This window comes from Streptomyces sp. NPDC006283 (assembly GCF_040613325.1).
Classification (GTDB): domain Bacteria; phylum Actinomycetota; class Actinomycetes; order Streptomycetales; family Streptomycetaceae; genus Streptomyces.
The window spans coordinates 13,949-39,921 of record NZ_JBEXRZ010000023.1; the positions used below are offsets into that span (position 1 = coordinate 13,949).

At 70.3% G+C, this 25,973-nt stretch carries 20 protein-coding genes and 2 pseudogenes; 12 read left to right on the forward strand and 10 right to left on the reverse strand.

The features are described from left to right. From ABZ070_RS07835 to ABZ070_RS07850, 4 genes and pseudogenes are all read left to right on the forward strand, one after another. Positions 1–228 (forward strand): gas vesicle protein, encoded by a 228-nt coding sequence (locus tag ABZ070_RS07835; RefSeq protein WP_356631092.1) that lies wholly within the window; start codon positions 1–3, stop codon positions 226–228. Beyond that, the gene (locus ABZ070_RS07840; protein WP_356631094.1) at positions 225–503 is read left to right on the forward strand and encodes a gas vesicle protein K; all 279 of its coding nucleotides are present in this window, start codon (positions 225–227) and stop codon (positions 501–503) included. Before ABZ070_RS07835 ends, ABZ070_RS07840 begins: the two co-directional genes overlap by 4 nt. Positions 504–738: 235 nt before the next feature. Next, positions 739–2,256: a PHB depolymerase family esterase gene (locus ABZ070_RS07845; protein ID WP_356631096.1), complete on the forward strand. Its 1,518-nt coding sequence runs from the start codon at positions 739–741 to the stop codon at positions 2,254–2,256. 177 nt (positions 2,257–2,433) lie between these two features. Then, positions 2,434–3,895 (forward strand): annotated as a pseudogene (locus ABZ070_RS07850) (3-hydroxybutyrate oligomer hydrolase family protein). A gap of 9 nt (positions 3,896–3,904) precedes the next feature. Here ABZ070_RS07850 and ABZ070_RS07855 read toward each other — a convergent pair. Then, positions 3,905–5,962 (reverse strand): phosphocholine-specific phospholipase C, encoded by a 2,058-nt coding sequence (locus ABZ070_RS07855; RefSeq protein ID WP_356631098.1) that lies wholly within the window; start codon positions 5,960–5,962, stop codon positions 3,905–3,907. Between the two features lie 363 nt (positions 5,963–6,325). Here ABZ070_RS07855 and ABZ070_RS07860 point away from each other — a divergent pair, with 363 nt between their 5' ends. After that, positions 6,326–6,616, forward strand: a complete 291-nt coding sequence (locus ABZ070_RS07860) for a hypothetical protein (protein WP_356631100.1) — start codon at positions 6,326–6,328, stop codon at positions 6,614–6,616. Positions 6,617–6,899: 283 nt separating this feature from the next. On the opposite strand, the gene ABZ070_RS07865 is transcribed toward ABZ070_RS07860, so the two are convergent. After that, positions 6,900–7,697, reverse strand: a complete 798-nt coding sequence (locus tag ABZ070_RS07865) for an inositol monophosphatase family protein (protein ID WP_356631149.1) — start codon at positions 7,695–7,697, stop codon at positions 6,900–6,902. Between the two features lie 270 nt (positions 7,698–7,967). Between ABZ070_RS07865 and ABZ070_RS07870 the strand changes: the two genes are divergently transcribed. The 3 genes and pseudogenes from ABZ070_RS07870 to ABZ070_RS07880 form a co-directional block, all read left to right on the forward strand. Then, on the forward strand, positions 7,968–8,798 hold the full coding sequence (locus ABZ070_RS07870; protein ID WP_356631102.1) for a PP2C family protein-serine/threonine phosphatase: 831 nt from the start codon (positions 7,968–7,970) through the stop codon (positions 8,796–8,798). A 54-nt stretch (positions 8,799–8,852) separates the two neighbouring features. After that, the gene (locus ABZ070_RS07875) at positions 8,853–9,860 is read left to right on the forward strand and encodes an MASE1 domain-containing protein (RefSeq protein WP_356631104.1); all 1,008 of its coding nucleotides are present in this window, start codon (positions 8,853–8,855) and stop codon (positions 9,858–9,860) included. Between the two features lie 2 nt (positions 9,861–9,862). Then, positions 9,863–10,255, forward strand: a pseudogene (locus tag ABZ070_RS07880) (crosslink repair DNA glycosylase YcaQ family protein); the annotation flags it as partial. On the opposite strand, the gene ABZ070_RS07885 reads toward ABZ070_RS07880, so the two are convergent. After that, positions 10,230–11,459: a cytochrome P450 gene (locus ABZ070_RS07885; protein ID WP_356631106.1), complete on the reverse strand. Its 1,230-nt coding sequence runs from the start codon at positions 11,457–11,459 to the stop codon at positions 10,230–10,232. The pseudogene ABZ070_RS07880 and the gene ABZ070_RS07885 overlap by 26 nt on opposite strands. A gap of 103 nt (positions 11,460–11,562) precedes the next feature. Between ABZ070_RS07885 and ABZ070_RS07890 the strand changes: the two genes are divergently transcribed. The 4 genes from ABZ070_RS07890 to ABZ070_RS07905 all read left to right on the forward strand — a co-directional run bounded on the left by ABZ070_RS07890 (position 11,563) and on the right by ABZ070_RS07905 (position 15,070). Continuing rightward, positions 11,563–12,840 (forward strand): FAD-dependent oxidoreductase, encoded by a 1,278-nt coding sequence (locus ABZ070_RS07890; protein WP_356631108.1) that lies wholly within the window; start codon positions 11,563–11,565, stop codon positions 12,838–12,840. Positions 12,841–12,940: 100 nt separating this feature from the next. Further along, a complete protein-coding gene (locus ABZ070_RS07895; RefSeq protein WP_356631111.1) occupies positions 12,941–13,597 on the forward strand; it encodes a maleylpyruvate isomerase N-terminal domain-containing protein in 657 nt (218 codons plus the stop codon). Positions 13,598–13,767: 170 nt separating this feature from the next. Then, positions 13,768–14,559, forward strand: a complete 792-nt coding sequence (locus ABZ070_RS07900) for a GntR family transcriptional regulator (RefSeq protein ID WP_356631113.1) — start codon at positions 13,768–13,770, stop codon at positions 14,557–14,559. Positions 14,560–14,716: 157 nt separating this feature from the next. Next, complete coding sequence (locus tag ABZ070_RS07905) at positions 14,717–15,070, forward strand: transglycosylase family protein (RefSeq protein ID WP_356631115.1); 354 nt, start codon at positions 14,717–14,719, stop codon at positions 15,068–15,070. 34 nt (positions 15,071–15,104) lie between these two features. On the opposite strand, the gene sbnA is transcribed toward ABZ070_RS07905, so the two are convergent. The 7 genes from sbnA to ABZ070_RS07940 form a co-directional block, all read right to left on the reverse strand. Beyond that, a complete protein-coding gene (sbnA, locus tag ABZ070_RS07910) occupies positions 15,105–16,112 on the reverse strand; it encodes a 2,3-diaminopropionate biosynthesis protein SbnA (protein WP_356631117.1) in 1,008 nt (335 codons plus the stop codon). A gap of 165 nt (positions 16,113–16,277) precedes the next feature. After that, a complete protein-coding gene (sbnB, locus tag ABZ070_RS07915; RefSeq protein WP_356631119.1) occupies positions 16,278–17,345 on the reverse strand; it encodes a 2,3-diaminopropionate biosynthesis protein SbnB in 1,068 nt (355 codons plus the stop codon). Continuing rightward, entirely contained in the window at positions 17,342–18,331 is a 990-nt protein-coding gene (locus ABZ070_RS07920) for a TauD/TfdA family dioxygenase (RefSeq protein WP_356631121.1), read from the reverse strand. Before ABZ070_RS07920 ends, sbnB begins: the two co-directional genes overlap by 4 nt. Positions 18,332–18,352: 21 nt before the next feature. Further along, complete coding sequence (locus tag ABZ070_RS07925) at positions 18,353–20,824, reverse strand: amino acid adenylation domain-containing protein (protein WP_356631123.1); 2,472 nt, start codon at positions 20,822–20,824, stop codon at positions 18,353–18,355. Continuing rightward, the gene (locus ABZ070_RS07930; protein WP_356631125.1) at positions 20,824–23,358 is read right to left on the reverse strand and encodes a Pls/PosA family non-ribosomal peptide synthetase; all 2,535 of its coding nucleotides are present in this window, start codon (positions 23,356–23,358) and stop codon (positions 20,824–20,826) included. Before ABZ070_RS07930 ends, ABZ070_RS07925 begins: the two co-directional genes overlap by 1 nt. Before the next feature lie 286 nt (positions 23,359–23,644). Next, positions 23,645–24,409 (reverse strand): 4'-phosphopantetheinyl transferase superfamily protein, encoded by a 765-nt coding sequence (locus tag ABZ070_RS07935; RefSeq protein ID WP_356631127.1) that lies wholly within the window; start codon positions 24,407–24,409, stop codon positions 23,645–23,647. Then, positions 24,409–25,956: a SpoIIE family protein phosphatase gene (locus ABZ070_RS07940; RefSeq protein WP_356631129.1), complete on the reverse strand. Its 1,548-nt coding sequence runs from the start codon at positions 25,954–25,956 to the stop codon at positions 24,409–24,411. The genes ABZ070_RS07935 and ABZ070_RS07940 overlap by 1 nt, the downstream gene beginning before the upstream one ends. Positions 25,957–25,973: the final 17 nt, after the last annotated feature.

Consider the following 25,973-nt stretch of genomic DNA (forward strand, 5'->3'; position numbering starts at 1 on the left):
ATGACCCGCGAACCAGCACTCTGGGACAGCCCGGAGCCGTTGTCGGGCCCTGTCGGAGTCCCGTTGGTCGACCTCCTCGACCGCGTCCTGGCGACGGGCGTGGTGATCAGCGGCGATGTGGTCATCGCGATCGCCGATGTCCCCCTCGTCCGGCTCTCTCTGCACGCACTGCTGTCGTCCGTCAACGAGCGTGTCCCCGCCCCCTGGGCGGACGGAGGGCCCCTGTGACCGACACCCGAATGGATCTGGACCGCGAACAGATGGGACGAGACCTCGTCGCCCTGGTCCTCACCATCGTGGAGCTGCTGCGGCAGCTGATGGAGCGCCAGGCGATCCGCCGGATCGACCAGGGCGACCTCGACGAGGAGCAGGTCGAACGGATCGGTACGACGCTGATGCTGCTCGACGAACGGATGACCGAGCTCTGCGAACAGCACGGGTTGAGTCCCGACGATCTGAACCTCGACCTCGGGCCTCTCGGTACGCTCCTCCCTCGCAGCTGAGCCGCACGCCCGGGTCAGCCGAAGCCGCACCACCGGACCGCGTGCGGGTAGCAGCAGAACGGTCCGTTCCGCAACGGGCTGTGCGCCTGTGCGGGTGCCGCGGTTGTGGCATCCGGCGACATTTCGAGGTGCCAGGCACCTTCCTAATGTGACGGCACCTCAGCCGCACGCCCCCTCGCGGGCGGCTGAGCCGCAGGCCGACCGGCCCCGGTGCCGCCACCCGCAGGAGGCTCGTATGCTGCTCGTCAGAAGACCATCGCCGCCCGTACCGGGCAGCCGCTCGCCCCGCCGTTCGGGGCGGCTCGCACGACGGTTCGCAGGCGCGGTCAGGACCGCGACCGCCTTGGCACTCGCCTTCGGTGCGGCCCTGGTCGCCCCCGCCCCCGAGGCGCACGCGGCGGTCACCCTGGAGAGGGTCACGAACTTCGGGTCCAACCCGGGCGCACTCAACATGTACGTGTACCGGCCCGCATCACTGGCCGCGGACCCGGCTGTGGTCGTGGCTCTGCACGGCTGCAGCCAGAACGCTCAGCTCTACGCGGACAACGCGGGGCTGACCACGTTCGCGGACCGGCACGGCTTCCTCCTCGTCTTCGCCGAGACGACGACATCGAACAACGCCAACAAGTGCTTCAACTGGTTCGAGCCCGCGGACACCGCTCGCGGCAAGGGCGAGGCCGCCTCGATCCGGCAGATGGTCGCCCACGCCGACTCCGCCTACAACGCGGACCCGGCACGGACGTACGTCACGGGCCTGTCCGCCGGCGGAGCGATGACGTCGGTCATGCTGGCCACCTACCCCGATGTCTTCGAGGCCGGGGCGGTGATCGCGGGGCTGCCGTACGGCTGTGCCGCCGACATCCCGTCGGCGTTCACCTGCATGAGCCCCGGGGTCGACCGGTCCCCCGCGGCCTGGGCGCAGGGCGTCCGTGACGCGAATCCCGGCTACGGCGGCCCGTGGCCGAGGGTCGCCATCTGGCAAGGGGACAACGACCCCACGGTCGTGCCGAGGAACGCGGACGAACTGCGCGACCAGTGGACCGCCGTGCACGGCCTCGACCAGAGCCCGGACCGCACGTCCACGATCGGCCCCGACTCGACCCGCAGGGAGCAGCATCTGGCGCCGGCCGGCACTGTCGCGGTGGAGGTCGACCGAGTGCCGCGGATCGGCCATGGCACACCCGTGGATCCCGGCACGGGAGCGCAGCAGTGCGGCGCCACAGGGACGGCCAACTTCATCGCCTCCATCTGCTCGAGCCACTGGATCACGGCCTTCTTCGGGCTGGACGGCTCCACCCCCGACCCGGGCGGTCTGCCCGCTCCGAACGGGGTGACGGTGACCGGCACCACGGACACCTCGGTCGGGCTGAGGTGGAACAGCGTCACTGGAGCGGCTTCGTACGCGGTGTACCGCGACGGCTCACGCATCGCGGTTCCTTCGGGCACGGAGTTCACCGACAGCGGTCTGAGCCCCGGGACCAGCCACACCTACACCCTCGCGGCCCGCGACAGCGCCGGTGCGGAAGGTGCCCGGTCCACGGCGGTCGGCGCGACCACAACGGGCGCCCCGGCAGCCTGCTGGACCGCCGACAACTACCAGCATGTGCAAGCAGGACGAGCCACCACGAACGGCGGCTACGCCTACGCCAAGGGCTCGGCTCAGAACATGGGCCTCTACAACACGTTTGTCACCCACACCCTCAAGGAATCACCGGCCGGCCACTACGTGATCGCCGACGGGGGCTGCCCCTGAGCGGATGCTCTGCCGCGGTGAGGGGTGGGCCCGAGTGGCCCACCCCTTCGCCTGCCACATGGTGGAGAGCACCACTGCCACGGCTCGGAGTGTGGCGCTGCGCCACCCTGTTTACGCGCTGCGCCGTCGATAACGTCCGGCCACTGTCGAGTGACACCCCGCAACGGAGGTCTGCCCATGCCCCTTGCCACGCCATCTCCCCCCGCGCCCGTCGAGCCGCACATCCCCGCCGGTCGCCGCTGGGTGCGCACCGGCGCCGCCGGGGTCGCACTGCTCCTGGCCCTCGCCGCACCCCCGGCAGGCGCACAGGCTCCCGCGTCCGCCGACGACACCGGCTGCCGGTGGGCCCACCGGCTCAAGGTCCCCGGAGCGGAACGGCAACAGGCCGCATGTCTGACGGAGTTGACCACGGCGGGGACCGTCGCCTCCGGGCACACCGACCCCGCCGACTGGGCAGGGCTGACACCCGCCGGCCTGGCCACACCGTCGGGTGTGCCCGGGGTCCAGATCGACGGCTACTTCCCGGACACCTCCACGACGAACACCAATCACGGCTGGAAGCACGACGCCCAGTTCGTCATCCGGCTGCCCGACCGCTGGAACGGCGGTCTGGTGATCTCGGGGTCCCCGGGAAATCGCGAGCAGTACGCCAATGACCGGGCCATCGGCGACTGGGCCCTCGCACGCGGCTACGCGTTCGCCGCAACGGACAAGGGCAACACCGGCATCGGCTTCCATCGCGACGGCGCGAAACCGGGTGACGCCGTCGCCGAATGGAACGAGCGGGTCACCCAACTCACCCGCGCAGCCCGCTCCGTGGTGGCGCAGCGCTACCACCGGCCACCCGCACGCACCTTGGCGACCGGCATCTCCAACGGTGGCTACCTGGTGCGCTGGCAGCTGGAGAACCGCCCCGAGCTGTACGACGGGGGCGTGGACTGGGAGGGCACGCTCTGGCGCAAGAAGGGACACAATCTGTTCACGTTCCTTCCCGCCGCCCTGACCTCCTACCCCGCGTACGCGGCCGGGGGCCAGGGGGCGGACCGTGCACACCGGGAGATGGTCTCGGCCGGTTTCCCCGCAGGCTCGGAGTTCCTCTGGCCGTACCACCACAAGGTCTACTGGGATCTGACCCAGCGGATCTTCCGCGAGGAGTTCGACCCGGCCTTCGACGGGGCCACTGAAGCGGGTACGCCGTACTGCCTGCCCACAACGCCGGGCTGCGACGCGGACTACGGCTACGCGGCCCGCCCGCCGGAGGTCCACGACGCCGTCGAGAAGGTCGCGCTCACCGGACGCATCGGGAAGCCCCTGATCACCCTTCACGGCACTCTCGACGTTCTGCTGCCCATCGGCCGGCCGCGACTCCGACGTCTACGCCGACATGGTCGAGAAGGCCGGCCGTGGCAGCCTGTTCCGCTACTACCGCGTCGACGGCGGCACACATGTCGACTCGCTCTTCGATACGTTCCCCGACCGGCTCAGGCCCTTGGTTCCGTGTCATCGCTCCGCTTTCACGGCGCTCGAGAAGTGGCTCGACAAGGGTCACCGGCCCCCGGCGAGCCGGACCCTGCCCCGCCCGCGGAACACGGATCCGGCCGCCTTGGTCGCCAACTGCGCACTGAACGCACGTGGTTGAGCAGACCCCTCAGTCCGTGAGGATCCCGGGGTCGGACATGCTCGGGCTGCCGGTCTCGACATGGCCCGCGAACCGGCGGAGGAAGACCGCGGACGCGTCGGACGTGACCGTCACGTCGTACCAGTGGTCCGAAGCCGCCAGACCGACAGAGTGCTTGACGGTGCCGCCGGCGCCGACTGTGATGCTCCTGGACGCGCCGCCGTACGCGTTGGTCACGGTGAGTCGGACGGCGGTGGTTCCGGCGTTCGTGAGGACCAGTTCGAGGTTGCCGGTCGACATGTTGTGACGTGCGGTGACCTCGGGGCCCGGCGTCCTGCCCGGATTGCGGAAGCCGCGCAGGAAGCCGTTCGGGCCGTGCACGGTCAGATCGGTGGTGCCCTTCGAATACCGGGTGTTCCACGTGTCCGCGATCGATGCGCCCGGCTCCGCCGTGTAGGTCCAGGGGGCGTCGGTGCGGTTCGCGGAGGTGACGTAGAACTGGGCGCCCGCGGCCGGGCCACCGCTGAAGGAGAGCCGGTACGTGCCGGCGGCGGGGTCCGCGGCGCCGTCGACGTACGGCGCGTAGGCCAGCGGGCGGGTGGGTTTGCGGCCCGGTTCCTGTCGCGGCATCGTGCCGACGGCCGGGGCGGTGGGACGGAAGTCGGGGTGGCGGTCCCGGTCCGGCGGGTAGTAGCCGGCCGTCGGCGGAAGCCCGGACGGCGGAGCCTGCGCGCTGGCGAAGTCGAACGCCGCGGTGAGATCGCCGCAGACGGCACGACGCCACGGCGAGATCTGGGGCTCGCGCACCCCGAAGCGGCGCTCCATGAAGCGGATGATCGAGGTGTGGTCGAAGGTTTCGGAACACGTGTACCCACCGGTGCTCCACGGCGAGACGACGAGCATGGGCACACGGGGGCCAAGACCATAGGGTCCGGCCACATAGCCGGGGGCGCCGGGGAAGCGGTCGAGCTTCGTGGGCGTCGTGGACAGTCCCTGGGAGGCGTCCGCGGGGGCGTACGGCGGCACGACGTGGTCGAAGAAGCCGTCGTTCTCGTCGTAGGTGATGAACAGCGCGGTCCGGGCCCAGACATCGGGGTCCGACGTCAGGGCGTCCAGGACCTGCGCGATGTACCAGGCACCGTAGTTGGACGGCCAGTTGGAGTGTTCGGAGAACGCCTCCGGCGCCGCGATCCAGGAGACCTGGGGCAGGCGTCCGGCCTGGACGTCGGCCTTCAGGATGTCGAAGAAGCCGTCGCCGCGGCGGGCGTCGGTGCCGGTGCGGGCCTTGTCGTAGAGCGGGTTGCCCGGCTGGGCGCCGCGGTAGGTGTTGAAGTACAGCAGGGAGTTGTCGCCGTAGTTGCCCCGGTAGGCGTCGCTGATCCAGCCCCATGACCCGGCGGCGTCGAGTCCGTCGCCGATGTCCTGGTAGACCTTCCACGAGATCCCGGCCGCCTCCAGGCGCTCCGGGTAGGTGGTCCAGCCGTAACCGGCCTCGGCGTTGTTGAGGACGGGGCCTCCGCCTGTGCCGTCATTGCCGGTGTGGCCGGTCCACATGTAGTACCGGTTGGGGTCGGTGGAGCCTATGAACGAGCAGTGATAGGCGTCGCAGACGGTGAAGGAGTCGGCGAGTGCATAGTGGAAGGGGATGTCCTCGCGGGACAGGTACGCCATGGTGGTGGCGGTCTTGGCCGGCACCCATTGGTCGTACCGGCCCTTGTTGAACGCCTTTTGGCCGCCCGCCCAGTCATGGTTGAGGCCTTGGAGGAACTCCATGCCGAGGTCGTCGCCGGCGGGGCGGAACGGGAGGGTCACCGTCTTTCCGTCCGACTGGTTCCAGACGCTCTTGCCGCTGGGCAGGGTGACGGGCCGGGGATCACCGAAGCCGCGCACGCCCTTCATCGCGCCGAAGTAGTGGTCGAAGGAACGGTTCTCCTGCATCAGGACGACGATGTGCTCCACGTCCTGGATGGAGCCGGTGCTGCCCTGGGCGGGGATGGCCGCCGCGCGGGCGATGCTGTCGGACAGCATGGTCAATGCGGTGGCACCACCGGCCAGTTGAAGAAAGCGGCGGCGGTTCAGCGGCGTCATGGATGGATGGTCCCTTCCTGTGGGGGTGGCCCGTTGTCGCCGGAGGCCCTGGCGCGCTGGGCTGTCGGCGACATGACGGACGCGTCGTGAGTCCGTCACCTGTGTCATATCCGACCGGGAGGAGGAGAGGTGTGTGAAAGTGCTTCGTTCGCCTGAAGTTCACGCATCTTTGCGCAAGACTTTGGGGGTCAATCGCCCGTGCGTCAAGAGGTGTTCGCGGAGGAGGCGGCCGGCGTGGCCGATGCCGACCCCTTCCGGCCGGCGGGGCTTTGCTCGCGAACCGACCCCCCAACCGGACGGCCGGCAGAGGCCGGTTGATACGATCGGCGGAGAATTTGAACCCGTTCAAAGGGGGAGCAGGTCATGATCGAGTCGACCGTGCCCGACCGAACCGACACACCGGCCGTCGCCCTGGGCCGCACGGCCTTGGCTCTCGGAGCCGTCTCCGCCGTGGGCGCATGGGTGCCCGTGCTCGCATTCTTCACGCTCCCGTGGGGGGCCATCGCCGGAGCCCTTGCCGTCACCCTCGGCCTGGCGGGCATCCACTACGCCCGCAACGGCATCGGCCGCCTGTGGACCGCCGTCGCCGGAACCACCCTCGGTGCCATCGGATTCACCGCCGCCACCACCCTCGTCTGGTCGCTCGGCGCCTGACCGGGTCCCCCATGCCATGGGCCCGGCCGACGCCGTGCGGGCGCTTGCGCAGCGCCTGTCCGAGCGGTCTTCTCGGGCCCGCGACGCCGGCTACGGCACCTCGCTGTGGTGTCGCCAGTCGCCCACGCGATTCCGCCAGCCGGGCGGCCGGGAGGTGCCCCCATGCGTACGAGGGCGATCCTCCGCCTTGCGATACGTCCCCTCGGCCCTGGCGGGCCCGCCCGAGGAGGCCCCATGCATCTGACGCCGCGGGCCGATCCTCAAAGGTCGCCAGGATGAGGACCTAGCTTCCGCCCCCGATCATCGACATCAGCAGCTGGTGGGTTTTGCCGTCGGCGGCCACGACGAGTCCCCGGCCTGACTGCCCGACCGGAGCGCCGTCGATCCCGGTGACCACGCAGCCGGCTGCCTGGCACAGGGCGATGCCGGCGGCGAAATGCACGCTCCCGGACAGGTCGCCCCCGTCCGTGACGTACGCGGCGCGCCTGCCGGCGGCGACCCAGGCCAATGCCAGCGTCGTGGACACGACGCGGGGCCGGAACCGTTCCGCGAACCCGGTGTGCGCCAGCAGGTCCACAGCCCGGAAGCCGGGCGCGCTGGGGAACGGCGGGTCCAGATTGACATCCACCAGTCGGGTGGCGGGCGTGGGCGCCAGCGTGGCATCGGCGCCGTCGTGCCGTACCCGGGCGGTCTCACCGTCGGTGAAGAAGACCTCACCGCTGAACGGGTCGGCCACCGCCGCCGCACCGCCGCGCAGGGACACGTTGACGGCCACCAGCATGTTGCCGACGGCGTAGTTCAACGTGCCGCACAAGGGATCCACCAGCCATTGGCGCGCGGCCCCCGCGACGCCCTGCTGCCCGCCCTCTTCGCCGAGCACGGCGTCATCGGGTCTGGCGGCATGAAGGATGCCGAGTATCGTCTTCTCGGCCTCCAGGTCGGCGGCGGTGGCGAAGTCCCCGGCGCCCTTGTCGATGCGGGTGAGCCGCCGGCCGTACATGCTGCGCACGACGTCCGCGCCCGCCCGCGCCGCGGCTGTCGCGACCTCGGTATCGTCAAGATCCGCATACGAGTTGATCACGTCCGGCAGGATATCGGCGGCGAGAAATGCCGTCGGGCGGCTCCTTCCGCGAGCGGGGGCGACGCCCTCGGTGTCCGCCCCCGGCGTGAAGCCGGCGTCATCGCCGGCCATGGCAAAGCCTGATCGGCGCAGAACGGGTGACACGACGCGGGCTGCCTCGGTCGCGCCCCAGCGACCACCGAGAGCAGCTACCACCTGCGCTCACCCCGTGGAGGCCTGGGGGAGTGGCGGCTAGGGTGAGGTGAGAGCCCGCGGGAACCCGGAGCCGTGATGCGCGGACATCGTCCGGAACAGCCCGACAGCGCGCAGCAACTTCTGACCGCTCTCGGGCAGCTCGTCGATCAGGCCCTGGAACGGATCAAGTTCCAGCGGGCCAGGGTCGAGCTGGCCATGGCTCTGCAGCGCCACATGCTGCCGCCCGGACTGCCGGAGCTGCCCGGACTGCACTTCGCCGCACGGTACATGCCGTCCCGTGACGGTCTGGACGTGGGTGGCGACTGGTACGACGCCTTCGTGATGAACGACGGGTCGCTGGGGATCGCGATCGGCGACGTACAGGGCCACGATGTGGAGGCCATCGCGTTCATGGGGCAGGTGCGGACCAGCCTGCGGGCCATCGCGGAGTCCACGAAGGACACCCGGGAGGTGCTGGGCCGCGCCAACGACCTGCTGATCTCCATGGGGTGCGGCCTGTTCGCGACCTGCTGTTTCCTGCGTTTCGACCCGGTCACCCGCGATCTCACGGTCTCGCGGGCCGGTCATGTCCCGATGGTCTGGGCAACGGCCGGAGGCCGCTCGGGGGTCGCGCTCGACAGCGGCGGGCCGCCGCTCGGCGTGGTGTCGGGGGAGCGCTATCCGGTGACCCACCGGCGTCTGACGGAGGCCGGGGTCATCGTGCTGGTCACCGACGGAGTGGTGGAGGGCCCCGAGTACCCGATGGAGACCGGCCTGGCCGAGGTGGTCCGGCTGGTGCGCGCGGGGTTCGACGCCGATCCCGAGGTGCTGGCCTCCGCGGTCGTCGAAGTGGCCGACATGACGGGACACCGCGACGACGCGGCGGTCCTCGTCGTCCGCTACGACGGCGCGCAGGAGCCACTGTGACCCCTGGGCGTCCCCGGAGTCGCAGCGCCCGGGATGCGGGCGCAGACTGCTGTGGTGCGCAATACGGAGGTCGGCAGCCGCGGGTCCGCTGCGCTGCGCCACTACGGGGCCGCCGCTCTGCGCATCCTCGTCTTCGCCGCCGTCTACTACGGCGCCGCCCGGATCGGGCTTCTCCAGCAACTGGTGCGTGGCCAGGTCACGCCCCTGTGGCCGCCGACGGGCGTCGCGCTGGCCGGGCTGCTCGTCCTGGGGCTGCGTATCTGGCCGGGCATCGCGCTCGGCGCGTTCCTGGTGAATGTGTCTCTGGGACCGTCGGTGGTCTCCGTCCTCGCCATCGCGGCCGGCAACACGGTGGCACCGGTCTGCGCGTACCTGATGCTGCGCGGGGTCGGATTCCGCACGGAACTGAACCGTCTGCGGGACGTGCTGTCCCTGGTCTTCCTCGGCGCGCTGGCCGGCATGCTGCTCAGCGCGACCGTCGGCAGCGGAGTGCTGGTGCTCTCCGGGGCGTTGGCCCCGGGCGACTTCTGGCCGACCTGGTCGGTGTGGTGGACCGGAGACGCGATGGGGATCCTCGTCGTCACACCTTTCCTCCTCGTGCTCCGCAGAGCGCGGTGGCCGTCGCGGTCCGTGCCCGGTCGCCGCTGGCTCGAAGCGCTGCTGCTGGCGTTCGGGACGGTGTGCGCCACACTTCTGGCGACGCGCACGCCCCACTCGACCCTGCTCTTCCTCGTCTTTCCCTTCCTGATCTGGGCGGCCTTCCGCTTCCGCCTGGCGGGTGCCGCCCCCTGCGCACTCGTGGTGTCGACGCTGGCGATTCTGGCTGCCGCCGGGGACAGCGGCCCGTTCACCGGGGAGGGGCTCCTCTCCGCGATGGTCACGCTCCAGGCCTTCAACGGGACGACAGCGCTGACGGCTCTCCTCGTCGCGGCCGTCATCACCGAACGCGACGAGACCCACGAGGAGATCAAGCGGGTCTGCGCGCGGCTCGCGGAGATGGTGGCGCAGTTGGAGCCTCGGCCCGAGTCGTACGAACTCCCGCCCGAGGATCCACCGCCGTAACACCGAGGCTCATGGCCATGTGGGACAGCATCCTGCCGGCATACGCCGACCGCAGCCGCGTCATCCCGCCCGCCTGCCGCAGGCAGGTGATCCGCGTGAACGGCGACGTACTGCCCACTCTGCTGGTGGACGGCTACCTCGCCGGCGTCTGGCGCCCCGTCGACGGAGGTGTCGAGGCCACGGCCTTCCACTACCTGCCTGGCCATGTCTGGGAGGGGCTGGCCGCCGAGGACAGGTCGCTGACGGGGTTCCTCGCCGATCGTGACCAACGGGTCCACAGCCGCTACGACCACGGGTGGGCCAAGGGACCGCCGAGCGCGGAGGCGCGGCTGCTGCCGGGGAGACTGAGCCGACGGGCCCCTCGAGCGGTCAGCCGGTCCGCGGGCCGGCGGTGAACGTGACGGGGAGTCGCACCGGGCCGCGGAGTCCGCCCGGTCGCCACCTCAGCTCGTCCGGCGGCACGGCCAGGGCCAGGTCGGGAAGGCGGCGCAGCACCGTGCCGATGGCGATCTGGCCCTCCAGCCGGGCGAGCGGCGCGCCCAGGCAGTAGTGGATGCCGTGCCCGAACGCCAGATGGCCGTTGTCACGCCGGGTGACGTCCAGCCGGTCCGGTTCCGGGAACCGCGCCGGATCGCGGTCGGCGATCGCGGAAGCGATCACCACGGTCGCCCCCCGCGGGACGGTCACGCCCGCGATCTCGACGTCCTCGCGTGCGAACCGGGCGATGCCCGGGCTGACCGGGCCGTCGTAGCGGAGGAACTCCTCGATCGCGCCCGGCAGCAGCTCGGGATCGGCCCGCAGCAGCTCTAGTTGGCCGGGGTGGGCGAGGAGCGCGGCGATGCCGCCGCCGATCAGGTTGACCGTCGTGACGTACCCGGCCACCAGCAGCAGGAACGTCATGGCGATCAGCTCGTCCTCGTTCAGCCGCTGCCCCTCGTCGCGGGCGCTGATCAGCGCACTGAGGAGATCGTCCGCGGGCCGGGCGCGCTTGGCCTCCAGGAGCTTCGTGACGTACGCACGCATCCGCTGCCACGCCTCGTTCACGACAGCCGGGTCCGGCATCTTCTCGCCGCGCATGAGCATGTCGTCGGTCCAGCGCTGGAAGTCGTAGCGGTCGTCCACCGGCACGCCGAGCATCTCGCTGATCACCGTGACCGGCAGGGGCAGCGCGAAGTCCGCGACGAGTTCGGCCCGGCCGGCCGGCACGACTGCGTCGAGCAGCCGGTCGGTGATCTCCTGGATCCGCGGCCGCAGCTCGGCGACCCTGCGCGCGGTGAACGCCTTCGAGACCAGACGGCGCAGCCGGGTGTGGTCGGGCGGATCGGAGCGCAGCATGTTGCTCATCATCGACTCGCGCTCGAAGTCGGGCAGCTGCTCCATGAGCCGCGGGTCAGAGGCGTCACGGACATCGCTGCTCAGCCTCGGGTCGGACAGGGCGGCGAGCCCGTCCTCATAGCGAGTGACCAGCCAGGCGTCCAGCCCGCCCGCGATGACGGCGCGCCGGACCGGGCCGTCCTCACGCAGCTGTCGGTAGAGCGGGAAGGGATCCGTCACGAAGGCCGGGTCCGCGTAGGGGAGAAGGACCGGCTGCTGACTCATCATGCCTCCCGGGCACGTAGCGACCATGGGCGCGGTTTGCTGCTGCTTGAGGGTATATACCCAAGAGTGACCGATCCGCGGAACAAGCGAAGGGAGGGTCGTGATGGACGCGAAGAACGCCACGGAGGCGGGGGAGCGGAGCACGTGCTGCGTGGTGGGCGGCGGACCCGCCGGAATGGTCCTCGCCCTGCTCCTGGCCCGGGCCGGGGTGGAGGTGACGGTCCTGGAGAAGCACGGCGACTTCCTGCGCGACTTCCGCGGCGACACCGTGCATCCGACCACCCTCGCGCTGCTGGAGGAGCTCGGCCTCGGCGAGCGGTTCGCCCGGCTGCCGCAGCGCCGGGTCACGACGATCCAGCTGCCCCTCGGCCCCGATCGTTCGCTGGTCACCGTCGGAAACATCGGCGCGCTGCGCGGCCGGTACAACTACGTCGCGCTGGTGCCGCAGTGGGACCTGCTCGACCTCCTGGCCGACGAGGCCCGGCGGGAGCCGTCCTTTTCTCTGCGCATGAGCACCGAGGCGACCTCCTTCCTCATGGAACGGGGACGCGTCACCGGGGTGGCCTATCGCACCGCCGACGGCCGCACCGGCGAGCTGCGGGCCACCCTCACCGTGGCCTGCGACGGGCGGGGGTCGCTGGCCCGCTCGCTGCCCGACCTGGGGCTGCGGAGTTTCGGCTGCCCGATGGACGCGTGGTGGTTCCGGCTGCCGCGGCGCGAGCATGACCCTCACGGGCTCGTGGGAGGCGTCGGCGACCGGTTCCTCAGCGCCATGATCGACCGTGGGGACTACTGGCAGTGCGCCGCGCTGATCCCCAAGGGCAGCGACGCACCGCTCCGCGAGGCCGGTCTCGACCGGTTCAGGGGCGTGTACGGGGCGGCGGTTCCGTGGATCGCGGACCGGATGCGCAGCCTCGGGTCGTGGGACGAGGTGAAGCTGCTCGACGTACGGCTCGACCGGCTACGGCGCTGGTACCGGCCGGGGCTGCTGTGCATCGGCGACGCGGCGCACGCCATGTCGCCGGTCTTCGGTATCGGCATCAACCTGGCGGTCCAGGACGCCGTGGCTGCGGCGCGCCACCTCGTCGGACCGCTGGGTGACGGCGCGGCCGGCCTGCCGGCGGCCGTGCGCCGCGTCCAACGCCGCCGCCTGCCGACCACGGCCGCCACCCAGGCCCTCCAGCGTTTCGCCCACGCCCACGTGATCGAACCCGTACTGCTGGGACTGCCGCCCTTCGGCAACCCCAAGCGTGCCAAGCGCCTGGCCGAGCTGGTCACCACCTCGCGCCGGCTGAACCGGCTGCCGGCGTACTTCCTGGCCTACGGGGCCCTGCGCGAGCGACCCCCGGCAGCGTCGGTGCGCCGAACGGCCACGCGCTGAGGCCGGTGACGACGGGCCGCGACGGCCTTGGACCCGGACACGCGAGCCGGCCGCCCGCATCCGCTTGTCCGTCGTTCCGGCACCGCACTACCGTGCCGATGTGGATCTCTTCTCACGCTCGTGGACGGCGTTGCGCACGGCGGTCGCCGAGCTTCCCGACGAACATTTCGCCCAGCCGTCCGGCTGCACCGGCTGGCTCGTACGGGACCTGGTGTGCCACCTGATCATCGACGCACAGGACGTCCTGATCACCCTGGTGACCCCCGCCGACACGGAACCGACGCGCGACGCGGTGACGTACTGGGAAGTCGCCAGGACACCGCCGACCGGTGACGGCCCGTTCGACGCGCTGATCGTCCGGCTGGCCGCCGCGTACGAGGAGCCGTGGATGCTCAAGTTCCACTTCGGTGACGTCGCCGCCGCCGCCGGTCGCGCCGCCGAACTGGCCGACCCCGCCCTCCGGGTCAGTACCCGCGACGAGGTTCTCACCGCGGGCGACTACCTTCGCGCGTACGTCCTGGAGTGGACACTGCACCACCTCGACCTGATCGCGCATCTGCCGGACGTGGCAGGGCCGTCCGCGGAGGCACTGGCGCAGTCACGCCTCCTGCTGGAGAAGATCGCCGGAGCCGCGTTCCCCGCGTCGTTCTCCGACAAAGACGCGTTGCTGGTCGGCACCGGACGGCGTGCCCCGACCGACGCGGAGACGGCCCAACTGGGCGAACTGGCCAAGCAACTGCCCTACGTCGTCGGGTGACCGTCCGGCCTGACGGGGCCGGCGCCCACGGGATGGGGCCGACGGCCGATGGTCGGCGCGGAACGAAATCAGGACAAGCCCTCTCGTCGCCCTTCAGGAGAGGTGTAGACCATTGCTAACGTCGGCGCGACACCGTCACCCGCAGTATCTGCCGTGATCGGAGATCCTCCGTGTCCAGCCAGCACGAGCACGAACCCCTCGCCCCACCAGCCACCCCCGCTTATCGGCGCATCGCCGTCGCCCTGGGTCGCGACATCCGCGACGGGCGCATCGAGCCGGGCAGCCGGCTGCCCGCAGAGCGGGCGCTGGCCCGTCGCTTCGGCGTGAACCGCCAGACCGTCCGCGTCGCACTGCAACTTCTGCGCGAGCAGGGTTTCGTCACGACGGAAAAACGCGGAAGTTTCACCCGTGCGCCCGCCGCGGCGGCGCCCCTCGTCGAACCGTCGTACTTTCCCGGCGGAGCGGACTCCCTTCTCGGCCCCCGCACCGAGGCGCGGCTGAACGCGGTCAGTGTCGCGCCCGAAATGGCCGCAGTCCTCGGCCTGGCGCCCGGCGAGACGACCCTGGTGCACCACCACCGCACTTTCGACGCCGACGGAGAGTCGGTCCAGGACGCCATCACCCACTTCACCCGGACCGCGATCACCGAGGTCCCCGAACTCCGCCGCTATCACCGCCGGCCGCCCGGCCGTCAGCCCGAACTGCGCCTGCGGTACGAGTGGATGGACCGCGCGGGCCTTGCGCCCCGGGTACGCGAATCCATCACCGTGACCCGTCCGGACACCGCACCGTCGCAAGAGCGGCACCCCCGGCTGTCGGTCCGCCGCCAGGTGCACGACGCGCGCGGCCGCCTGCTGGAAGTCACCGATCTCTGCTTCAGTCCGCGCTGGGAAGAGGTCGCTTTCGAGTTCTCGGGCCGGTCCCTGCCCCTTGGGAAAACGGTCGTGGTCACCCGGCCGTGACGCCGCCCCCGAGCCGCTGCTCGAACGGGTTCGCCCCGACGGTGCGTACGCCGGTCGGGGGCCGACGTGGCGCCGGCGCCCACCGATGGGCCTAGCACCATGTGCCGGCTCCGGCAAGCCGCCTTACGTTCGGGGCAGGCGAACAGAAAGGCTTCTGATGTCACGTCCTGCCCCCACCACCCGTAACCGACTGCTCGTCAGGACGCTGGTGACAGCCCTCCTGTGCGCGCCCGTCCTCCTGCTCGCAGCACCCGTCCAGGCGATGGGGCACACGGCCCGAGGTGTCGACTGGGACGCCATCGCCCGGTGCGAGTCCTCCGGGAACTGGCGCGCCAACACCGGGAACGGGCAGTACGGCGGTCTGCAGTTCACCCGGTCGAGCTGGGCGGCGGCGGGCGGCCTGCGGTACGCGTCGCGGGCCGACCTGGCGACACGGTCCGAGCAGATCGCCACGGCAAGGAGGCTGGCCGACCTGCAGGGCATGGGTGCCTGGTCCTGCGCCCGGCGGTGAGCAGCGGCACTCGCCGCAGGCCGGTCGTCCGGCCTCAGCGCCGGTGGTGCGGCTGCGAGCCCTGTACCTGTGTCCCGCGGGAGGTGTCGTCGTCGAGGACCTCGTCCCCGTAGAGGCCCTGCACCCAGTTGGTCTGGTAGACGGTGTCGAGGTATCGCTCGCCCAGGTCCGGGGCAATGGCCACCGCGGTCAGTCCCCGCGCGTCGTGCCGGTCGAGCCAGTCCGTCGCGCCGCTGACCACCGTGCCCGTGGAACCGCCGAAGACAAAACCCCTTCTGGCCAGGCGGCGGCAGGTGCGGATGGTGTCCACCTCCTCGACGCGCACCGCCTCGTCCACATACGACTCGTCGAGCAGCGGCGGCCGTACGCTCATGCCCAGGCCGGGAATCATCCGGCGGCCCGGTTCGCCGCCGAAGATGACCGAGCCGGCGGCGTCCACCGCGACGATCCGCACCGGGCGGTGCCACCGCCGGAAGTAGCGGGCGCAGCCCATCAGCGTCCCGGTGGTGCCGACACCGATGAAGAGAACGTCCAGTCGTGGGAACGCGCGGGCGATTGCCGGACCGGTCCGCGCGTAGTGGGCTTTCCAGTTGTTGGCGTTGGTGTACTGGCTGAGCCACAGGCACCGGTCGTCCGAGTCGCAGAGCTCCCGCACGTACGCGAGTCGCGCCGCCAGGAGGCTGCCGTGCGAGCCCGGCGAGGCGACGACATGCACCTGACTGCCCAGCGCCTCCATCATGAGCCGGGTCGACAGGTTGCACCGGGAGTCCGTCACGCAGATGAACCGGTAGCCCTTGCTCGCCGCGATCATGCTCAGTGCCACGCCGAGGTTCCCGGACGAGGACTCGACAAGGACCGAATCAGGTGCCAGAGTCCCGCTCCGCTCGGCGGCCTCCACCATCTCGGTCGCGGCCTTCAGCTTGATCGAACCGGCGAAGTTGAACCCTTCGCACTTGAGGAACAGGGGGTGCCCCAGGATCGACCGGAGGTCGACGTAGAGCTCCTCCTCGTTGAAGGCCTGAGGAACGGATATTACGGGCACGACGGCCTCCTCGTCAGTGGCCGGCACCTCGGGGGCTCATGGGGGGAGCCGTACCGGGGATCGCGGCGGGTCGGGCGTTGATGTGCGGCGCCGTCGACGCCGAACTCTCCTGGGATGGGGCGGACATGTGCCTCCTTGTCGTCACGTCCGGGGCCGGCCGGCTGCTCATCCGTACCGGCGCAGTTCTTCGAAGAAGTCGTCGATGATCCGCAGTTCTCCGGCGCGGGCCACCTCGTCGTAGACGTACTTGCCGACCGCCAGATCGAGCACACCGAGGCCGAACGGCGAGAACACCGCCGGCCGGTCCGCCGGCACACGTACCCGCCCGGCCATCACGTCGTCCAACGTGCCGTGGACGAAGTCCCGGCTACCCGTGAGCTGTTCGGCCAGATGTGGTGACGTGGCCGCCCGCAGGCAGTGGTCGACGTCGTCGACGATGTTGGTCGAGGCAAGCAGGATCTGCGGTGCGAGGTCGCGCAGGGACACATGCAGGACCAGCGGGTTGTGGACGAACCACGAGAGGTCGTCGACATGCGGCTCACCGGCGACCGTGGCGAAGACGACCAGGTCGCTCTGCCGGATCAGTTCCCTGGCGCTGTCGTGCACGGTGATGCGGCTGTCGGTGCCCGACTGCTCCAGATAGAGGCGGAAGCCCGCCGCGCTCTCGCGGGACACGTCGTGCACGCCGATCTCGTCGAAGGACCAGCCGGTGCCCGCCAGGAAGGTGTGGATGTAGCGGGCGATCAGGCCCGCACCGAAGAATCCGACGCGGGCGGGGCGCTGACGGTCACGGCTGAGCCAGTCGGCTGCCGCGGCTGCGGACGCTGCCGTCCTGGTGGCGCTGATGATCGAGCTCTCCATGCACGCGAACGGGTAGCCGGTGGCGTGGTCGTTGAGGATGAGCACGGCCGACGCCCGGGGGATGCCGGACTCCACGTTTCTCGGGAAGCTGGAGATCCACTTCAGGCCGTCGACCCGTGAGTCCCCGCCGATCGAGGCGGGCAGCGCGATGATGCGCGACGACGGCCGGTCGGGGAAACGCAGGAACGAGGACGGTGGGTTCACCGAACGACCGCTGCCGTGCAGCCGGTACGTGGCCTCCACCAACTCCACGACAGCCTTCTCGCGCCCTTGGAGGGCGTTCTTGACCTGGGCTCCCGAGATGACCGCGAACGGGGGTACCGCCAGCTGGTCGGACGCTGCTTCAGTCGAGGTGAATCGGGCGGTGGTCATGCGACAGCCCTCCCGGAGTCGGGTGCACAGTCCTTCGTACGAACCGGATCCGCCATCGCCACCACCACGTCACGCGGGCCCTGGAAGGCCTCCCTGCTGTGCGCGGTACGGATGTTGTCGACGATCAGAAGGTCACCGGCCTGCCACGGCCTGCGTACGGTGTGCGCGTCGTAGGTCTTGTTGAGGAGGTCCACGATGTCCTCGGTGACGGGATCGCCGTTGCCGTAGCAGGTGTTGAAGGGCAGGCCGTCGGCGCCGTACTCCTCGATCAGGTACTCCCTTACCTCGGGGGCCATCGTCCACTCGTTGAGGAACGCGATCTGGTTGAACCAGCAGCGCAGGCCCGTGACCGGGTGGTGCACCACCGCGCTGCGGCGCTGCCGGGTGCGCAGTCCGCCGTCGGGCTGCCAGGCGAACTCGATCGCGTTGGCACGGCAGTAGCTTTCGACCGCTTCCCGGTCGTCGGTGCCGAACGCATCGGCCACGGTGGCCCCGATCTCGTCGTTGTAGCTGCGGGTGAGCAGCCAGCCCTCCCGCTCGAAGCGGTCCGTGAGCTCCGGCGGCAGTGCCCCCAGCACAGCGGCCGCGTCGGCCACGCAGGTCGCACCGCCCTCTTCGGGCGGGTCGAGGCACGCGAAGAGCATCAGACCGGGGAACTCGGTCGCGTAGCTCAGCTCGTGATGCATGCACATCGGCTGGTTCGGCGGCCACTTCGCCGAGGAGTACACGCCCTCGGAGTAGATCTGCCGGGAAGTGAACGCCTCCCGCTCGGTGACGGGAGCGTCGGTCAACTCCCGGACGACCGCGGTGACCCCGCTCGCATCGCGGAGATCCAGACCGCGGATCATCAGCGCTCCGTGCTCGGTGACGAAGGCGCGCAGCGGGTCCCGCTGTTCGGCTGCCCAACGTGCCGGGTCGGCGGCGGCTGCCACCCGCAGGGTCGCGGGTGCGCCGGGGTCTGTCTCGACTGGGAGCAGTGCGGGCATCTTTCTTCCTTTCGTCACGGCTCAGCGCTGAGCCGGTGAGGGGCGGCTCGTCCGGCCGTCGATCAGGGCGGCCAGGTCGGCGAGGACGGGATGGGCGGTCAGGTCGGTGAGCGAGACCGCTCGGTCGAGGGAGATCGCGAGCCGCACCGCCGACAGGGAGGTGCCCCCACGGTCGAAGAAGTGGTCCTGCCTGCCCACCCGCTCCAGCGGAATGCCGAGCACCTTGGCCCAGGCTGCCGCCAGGCGCAGTTCGGTCGGAGTGCTGGGGGCCCGGTAGCCGTCCTCCGTCGCGTCGAGTTCCTCGGCGAGTACCGCCAGTGCCTTCTTGTCGATCTTCCCGTTCGCGGTCAGCGGCAGGCTCTCCCGGTGGTGGAGGGTCGTCGGGACCATGTACTCCGGCAGCGACCTGGCAAGCCGTTCCCGCAGGACGTCCGTCCCGATCGGCGCACCGGCCGAGTAGAACCCGACCAGGTCCTTGCGTCCCGCCCGTTCGACGACCACCACCGCACCGTCGCCGACCCCCGGCACCGTCAGGAGCGTGTTCTCGATCTCGCCGAGCTCGATACGGAACCCTCGGATCTTGACCTGTGCGTCCCGCCGGCCCAGGAACTCGAGCTTCCCGTCCGGCCGCCAGCGGCCGAAGTCCCCGCTGCGGTGCAGCCGGCTGCCCGGGCGGTGCGGGTCCGCCATGAAGGAGAGCCGGGTGCGCTCGGCGTCGTTGACGTAACCCCGGCCGACGCAGACACCGGAGAAGACGATCACACCGGGGGCGCCGAGCGGGACCGGCGACAGGTTCTCGTCGACGACGTAGACGCTCACGTTGTTGACGGGCCGTCCGAGCGGGACCCGCCCGGTGTCCGGCACACGGTCCATGACCTCGTGGTTGGTGTCGTCCGACGTCTCGGTCAGGCCGTAGGCGTTGACCAGCCGGATACCTGGTTCGGCCGCGAACCAGCGCTGCACGAGCTCCTTCTTCAGCGCCTCGCCGGTGACCGACACGCACCGCAGATCCGACAGGGTGCGGGGGTGGCGCTCCAGCCCGGACAGCACGACGTCCAGGTACGACGGCACCACTTGGAGCACGCCGACCCGGCCGTCGACGATCGTGTCGAGGAACCGCTGGACGTCGAGGACCGCCTCCTGCTCCACCAGCAGGGTCCGTCCGCCCACGAGAAGCGGTGCCACCAGCTGCCACATGGAGATGTCGAAACACTGCGGGGCGGTCTGGGCGACGACCGTGCCCTCGCCGATACCCAGGTCGTCGATCTTGGCGTACAGGTGGTTGAGCATGCCCGCGTGCTCGCACATCGCGCCCTTGGGGGTGCCGGTGGAGCCGGAGGTGAAGTAGACGTAGGCGAGCCGGTCGGCGGGGAACGTGATGCCGAGGTCGCCGTCGGCCGGACTCTCGATGAGTGTGGCGTCGATGAAGAGCCTGCGGGTCCCGGGCAGGGACTTCAGCGCCTGGTCCACGTTCACCGTGGCGGCCGCTTCGGTCAGCACGAGCCGGCATTCGGCGCGGGAGAGCATGGTGGCGATGCGGTCCGCCGGGAAGTGCGGCTCGATGGGCAGGTAGGCGCCCCCGGCCTTGAAGACCGCGAGGACGGCGGCCATCCAGTCCAGGTTGCGTTCGGTCACGACGGCGACGACACCTTCGGGGCGCAGCCCGTTCTCCAGCAGGGCGTGCCCCAGCCGGTTGGCGCGCGCGTTGAGCTCGCGGTAGGTCAGCCGGCGGCCGGCGTGTTCGGCGGCGACGGCGTCCGGATGGTCCCGTACCCGCTCCTCGAACAGCTCGTGGAAGCGGCGGTCGGGCAGCTCGCGGCGCGGCCCTGCGAGCCCGTCGATCTGGGCCCGGAGTTCCTCGGCGGACAGCAGGCTGCTGCGCCCGTGTTCGGCGTCCGGATCACCGGCGATCAACTCGAGCGCGGTGAGGTGGTAGCCGGCGATCCTCGCCGCCGCGTCCTCGTCGAGCGCGTCGGTCCGGTACCGCAGCCGGAGGGCGCGGCGGCCGTCGACGTCGGGAAGAGCCACGCAGAGCACGGCGTCCTCGGCCGGGCCGCGGCCGTCACCCACCGCATCGAACACGACCTCGGGCCGTGTTCCGGCCGTCACTGGTTCGCCGGCACCGGTCGGCGGGAGGTCCTGGCGTGCGAGCAGCATGGACACGGCCCGATGGGTGTCGGCCAGCAGCTCGCGCCAGGTGCCGGCCGCAGTCGTCAGCCGGCAGGGTGACGGCGCGGCGCCCGGTGACGTCACGCACGAGGTGACGACGGCCTGTTCACCGCAGAGCGAGGCGAGCACCTTGGCATGCGCGGCCAGCAGCACCGACTCCAGCGGCACGCCCGTCTCGTCGGCCAGGCGGCTCAGTGCCGAGACCAGGTCGTCGGGGATGGCCGTCTCGTGTTCCGCGCTGCCCGGCACCGGAGCAGTGGTCCAGCGCGGTACAACGGTGAAGCCACCGGGTACGGCCCTGCGTTCGGTCAACGACGTTGCCATCAGAATCCACCTCCCGTGGCGCCGCGCTCCTGGTCGAGCGGCCGTGCGGGGTTCCCGCCCCACCGCGCCCCGTCCGGGACGGTTTCGCCCTTCATGAGGAAGGAGTCGGCCTCGAGCAGGGCGCCGTCGCCGATCGTGACGCCGTAGTGGACGAAGGCGCCGACCCCGAGGGTGCAGCCCGAGCCGATCGCGATGAAGTCGGACTTGAAGGTGCCGTCCTCCTGCGAGTGGCACTGGACGACGCTGCCGGCGTTGAGCGTGCACTCGTCGCCGATGGTGGCCATCGCCCGCTCGGTGATGCTGCAGCCGTCGTCGAACACCATGCGCCCGATGCGGACGCCCAGCAGCCGCCAGACGACGTTCTTGAACGGGGTCCCGTTGAAGATCCGCAGGTAGTTCTCCGACGGCACCTTCCAGTAGCGTTCACGGCGCCAGAATCGGCGGTCGTAGATGGAGCAGAACAGCGCACCCAGCGGGTTGAACGCCGTGGTGATGCGCTCGACGAACACGAAGTACAGGGTGCTGAACAGCAGCACGAGCACATTCGCCAGTGCGACTGCCGACACCCCGAGCCGTCCGTAGAGCTCCGCGGCGGCCGAGAAGAGCACCGTGACGACGAAGAAGTAGAACCAGCCCATCAGCAGAAACCGAGCGATGGTGCCGGCGTTGTGCCGGGTCTTGGCCCGCAGGAGGGTGCGCAGCGCGTCGCCGCTCGTCAGATCGTCGAACGTACTGTCCCGCGCGACCGAGCGCGGGATCTCGAAGCTGGGCGAGCCGAGCAGCCCGACCCCTTCACGGATCTCCCCATCGACGGGGATCGCCACCTTCGTCGCGAGCAGGCAGTTGTCGCCGGTCCTTCCCCGCGAGGGGTAGGCGATCCGGTTCCCGAGGAAGTTGTGCGCTCCGATGGAGGTACGGGACACCAGGAAGGACGTACTCGAGTACTCGGCGTTCATCATCGACAGACCGTCAGCGACCATCGTGCCTCTGCCGACCGAACTCAGGTACGGCGTCTCGTGTTTCACCATGGTGCCGAAGTTCGACCCGGTCTGCTCGAACGTCGAGAGGTTCCAGCCGGCCCAGCGGAGGTAGTGGACGATGGCGACGCTGTCGCCGAACAGACGGGTCATGAAACGCCGGTTGGTCAGCACGACCACGACCCGGTGCGCCGCGTGGGCCACGCCGTAGAGGGGGTGGACCCGGTCCGGTGTGACGATTTTGCCGAGCAGCCTGGGGACGGTGCCCATGACGAGGAGGCCGGCCAGGATGCCGCCGAAGAACCAAACGGCGGTGACACCCAGCATGTCGACGTAGAACACCCAGCTGGTGAGGACCGTCGGCCCCGGTTCCAGCGCCACCGCGAGCTGTGGCATCGCGGCGAGAAGGACGTCCACACCGCCGATCACGAGCGGTACGTAGAGCAGCAGCACGGTCACCAACTGCAGCACCCCGTGGGTCGTCCTGCGCAGAAGACCGCAGGAGGCGGGAGCCGCGACCCGGAAGTCCACGTCGGTCTGCTGCGCCGGCGAACCGTGCCAGTGCTCGCCCGCCGGCACCGCCTGTCCCCTGTACAGGGTGGAGGCGTGGCCCAGCTGCGAGCTGTCGCCCAGCGAGGTGTCGATGTCGATCACCGTCGCCTCGCTGACGTACACGTTCTTCCCGAGCGTCACGGAGCCCGTCTGGATCATCCTGTCGTGCGCCTGGTAGCAGCTGATGAACGAGTCCTTGCGGACCACGGTGTCGTCGCCGATGGTCAGCAGGTCGGTGCACACGGGAAGATTCCGGGAGAAGACCGTGACGCCGCGCCCTATCTTCGCGCCCAGAGCCTTGAGGTACAGCGAATAGAGGGGTGATCCGACGAAGAGGACCAGTGGGTTCGACCGCACCAGTGTCTTGACGATCCAGAACCGGATGTAGGCCGGTCCCCACACCTCGAACCGGACGGGCTTCCAGCGGCCGATGAGCACCCACTTGACCAGGATCGGCAGGCCGCACAGGACCACGAGGGTCACAGCACCGAAGACCACTGCCCGCAGATACGCGTCGAACAGGCCCGCTGCCGCGGATATCCACTCGTACCCCTGCACCGTGACCGCTGCGAGGAGGTAGGCGTAACCGAGAAAGCACAACAGCTGGGACACACCGCACAGCACGTAGTGCGACCGCCGGGTCGGGGCGGTCGGCTCCGAGGCCTGTGGGGCGTGCGCCTCAACCGGGGGAGCCGGAGTGGGATCCGCGAGAGCCGTCGCGAGTGCCCTGATGGTCGGGTGCCGGTACACGTCTTTCATCGACACCGACGGCAGATCGGCCCGCTTCCGCACCTTTGCGCAGAAGTGTGCCATGACCAGCGAATCGGCACCGAGCTCGTCGAAGAAGTGACTGTCGGGCCGTATCTCACTGCCGCCCGCCACATCGGCGAGCAGCTCGGTGAGTATCTGTTCGGTGTCGGAGGGCGATCCCGCGCCGACGTCGACGCGGGAGAGGGTGACTTCTTTCAGATCCATGGGCAACGCTTCGACAGGCTTTCCGGCCATGAGGTCTCCCTGGGGAAGGTCACACCACCGTCGCTCCACGCCGCGCCGTGCCGGCGGGCCTGTGGAGTGCGGAGGGGGAGTCGGCTGGGCAGCGGCCCCGCAACTCCCGCGCGCCCCCTCGGAGCGCGCAATGGTCGGTCTCCATGACCGTTGTTCTGCTGGGAAGGGGTACGGACCAGGCGAATCCTTCTTGCTCAATGATCGCCCATCTCGCCATATGGACCACCCGTGCTCAGTGCGGCCGCGGTGACCGCTGTGCTCGGCGCCTCTCCGGTCCCGTGACCTTTCAGGACAAGGACCGGAGCGGTCTGTGATCTCCCGGGTCGCGATCCGGCCGCCGCACGGCGACAGCTGCCGCGTACCCGGGTTCCGTGGCCACATCGGCCAGCAACCATGCCTGTTGCCACGCCGGTTGGGCTCCTGTGCCCACGTAGGTGAGAGCCGGTTCCAGATTCAACCCTACGCCCAGTGCCTTGAGTACCGCCTCTTTGCGGGTCCAGCAGCGGGCGAACGCCCGGGGACGGGCCTCGTACGGCACAACGGCCAGCTCCGCGGCCTCGTCCGGATGCAGCTGGGAGGTCAGTTCGTCGACGGCCGGCGTGCCCAGAAGCGTCTCGACGTCGACGCCCACCGGCCTCGACGCGAGCGCGATCAGCACCATCCCCCGGGTGTGCGAGAGTGAGAAGTGGACGCCGCTGTCCGGCACATACGGCCGCCCGTGCGGTCCACCGCAGTGTGAGCAGGGCTCACGCAACAGCGGCACAGTCTCCGGTGCCTGCCCCAGCCACTCGGCGAGGAGCCGCCGCAGCGTCACATGGGCCACCGCGTAGGCGTCCCGGTCCTGTGGCCACCGCAGTGCCGCGAGACGCGCGGACTCCGAGGCGTCCAGCAGATGGCGCTGGGCGGCAGCCTCCTCGGCGTGGTCGGGCACGCTGCCGGACCACAACAGTTCCAGCCCCGGCAGCGGTTGCGGTGTGCGGAGTTGCGCGTTGCGCGGCGCGGCACACCGGTGCGGTGCGCCCGGTGCATGAGCCTGAGCGTCATCGGCCATCACGCACGGTCGCCTTCCCGGTCGGACGACGGATCCGGGTCGATGCCGGCGTCGCCGTCTCCGGTTGCTCTGACGACGAGCAGGGCGACGTCGTCGTGGTCTCCGGGCTGTCGCAGGGCGTCCAGGAGCCAGTCGCAGGTGTCCTCCAGCGGCCGGCCCGGACGGTCGAGGAGGGAGACGAGGGCATCCAGCCGCTTGTCGATGGCGGTGCCGCGGGTCTCCACCAACCCGTCGGTGTAGAGGACGAGCTGGTCGCCCGGACACAGGCTCAGTGTGGTGGTGGCGAACGGGACCTCACCGACGCCGAGGGGAGCGCCGGTGGGCAGTTCGAGCAGTTCGGCCTTGCCGCCCCGACGGAGGAGTACGGGAGGCAGATGCCCGGCGAGGCAGATGCGGCAGCGGGCGTGGTGAGGGTCGTACACGGCGTAGACGCAGGTGGCGATGGCCTCCCCGAGGCCGGCGGTGACGCGGTCCAAGTGGTGCATGACCTGGTCGGGCAGCAGGTCCAGGTCTGCCAGGGTCCTGGTCGCGGTGCGCAGTTGCCCCATCGTGGCGGCGGCGTTGATGCCACTTCCCATCACATCGCCGACGACCAGGGCGGACTTGTCGGCCCCGAGGGGGATGACGTCGAACCAGTCGCCGCCGATCTCGCTCGTGGCCCGCGCCGGGCGGTAGCGGTAGGCGATGTCCAGCCCGGGCCGTTGGGGCGGCGGGTGGGGCAGCAGGCTGCGCTGGAGCGTCAGGGCGGTGCGGCGCTGCTCCTGCACCATACGGTGACGTTCGGTGACGTCGACGCTTGCTGTGGCCACGCCGAGCACCTTTCCGTTGGAATCCTCGAGCCGGAAGAACGAGATCGACCAGGCGTGCTCGTTGTCCGGGTCGGCCGGGGTCCGGCCGACCGTGTAACGGTCCAGCACGGGGACGCCCGTTTCCAGAACCCTGCGCATCGTCGACTCGAAGGCGGTGGACAGGGCAGGCAGCACCTCATGGACCGTCCGCCCCACATGGTCGTCCGCGCGCACACCGCTCAGCCGCTCCTCGGCCGCGTTGACGGTGACGTACCGGAGGTCGGTGTCCAGCACCGCCAGGCCGATCGGCGACTGGGACACGAGCCGCGTGGACAGGGCCAGGTCCCGTTCGACCTGCCGCAGGGTCTCCTGGTCCGTGGCCAGCCCCAAGGCGTAGAAGCCCTGGCGCTCGTCCAGCAGCCGCATGTTGCGGAACTCGACCATGCGGGTACTGCCGTCCTTGTGCCGGACCGGAAAAACGCCGGCCCAGCTGCCGCCGCCCGCCATGACCTGGGCGAACAGCTCCAGTACCTGGTCCATGTGGTCCTCATGGACCAGCAGGGGGGCGGCGAAGCGCCCCAGAGCCTCCTGCGGGCTGTAGCCGAACAGATCCTCGGCCTGCGGACTCCACAGCACGATCCGCCCCTCGGCATCCAGCACGACGGCGGCAACGCCCAGCACATCCATCAGTCCGCCCGGGCCTGACGCGACAGCGCTCGCCGCCCCGCGATCGCCCCGGAAGGGCTCTGCCGCCACCATGTCCCAGGCTCTCCTTC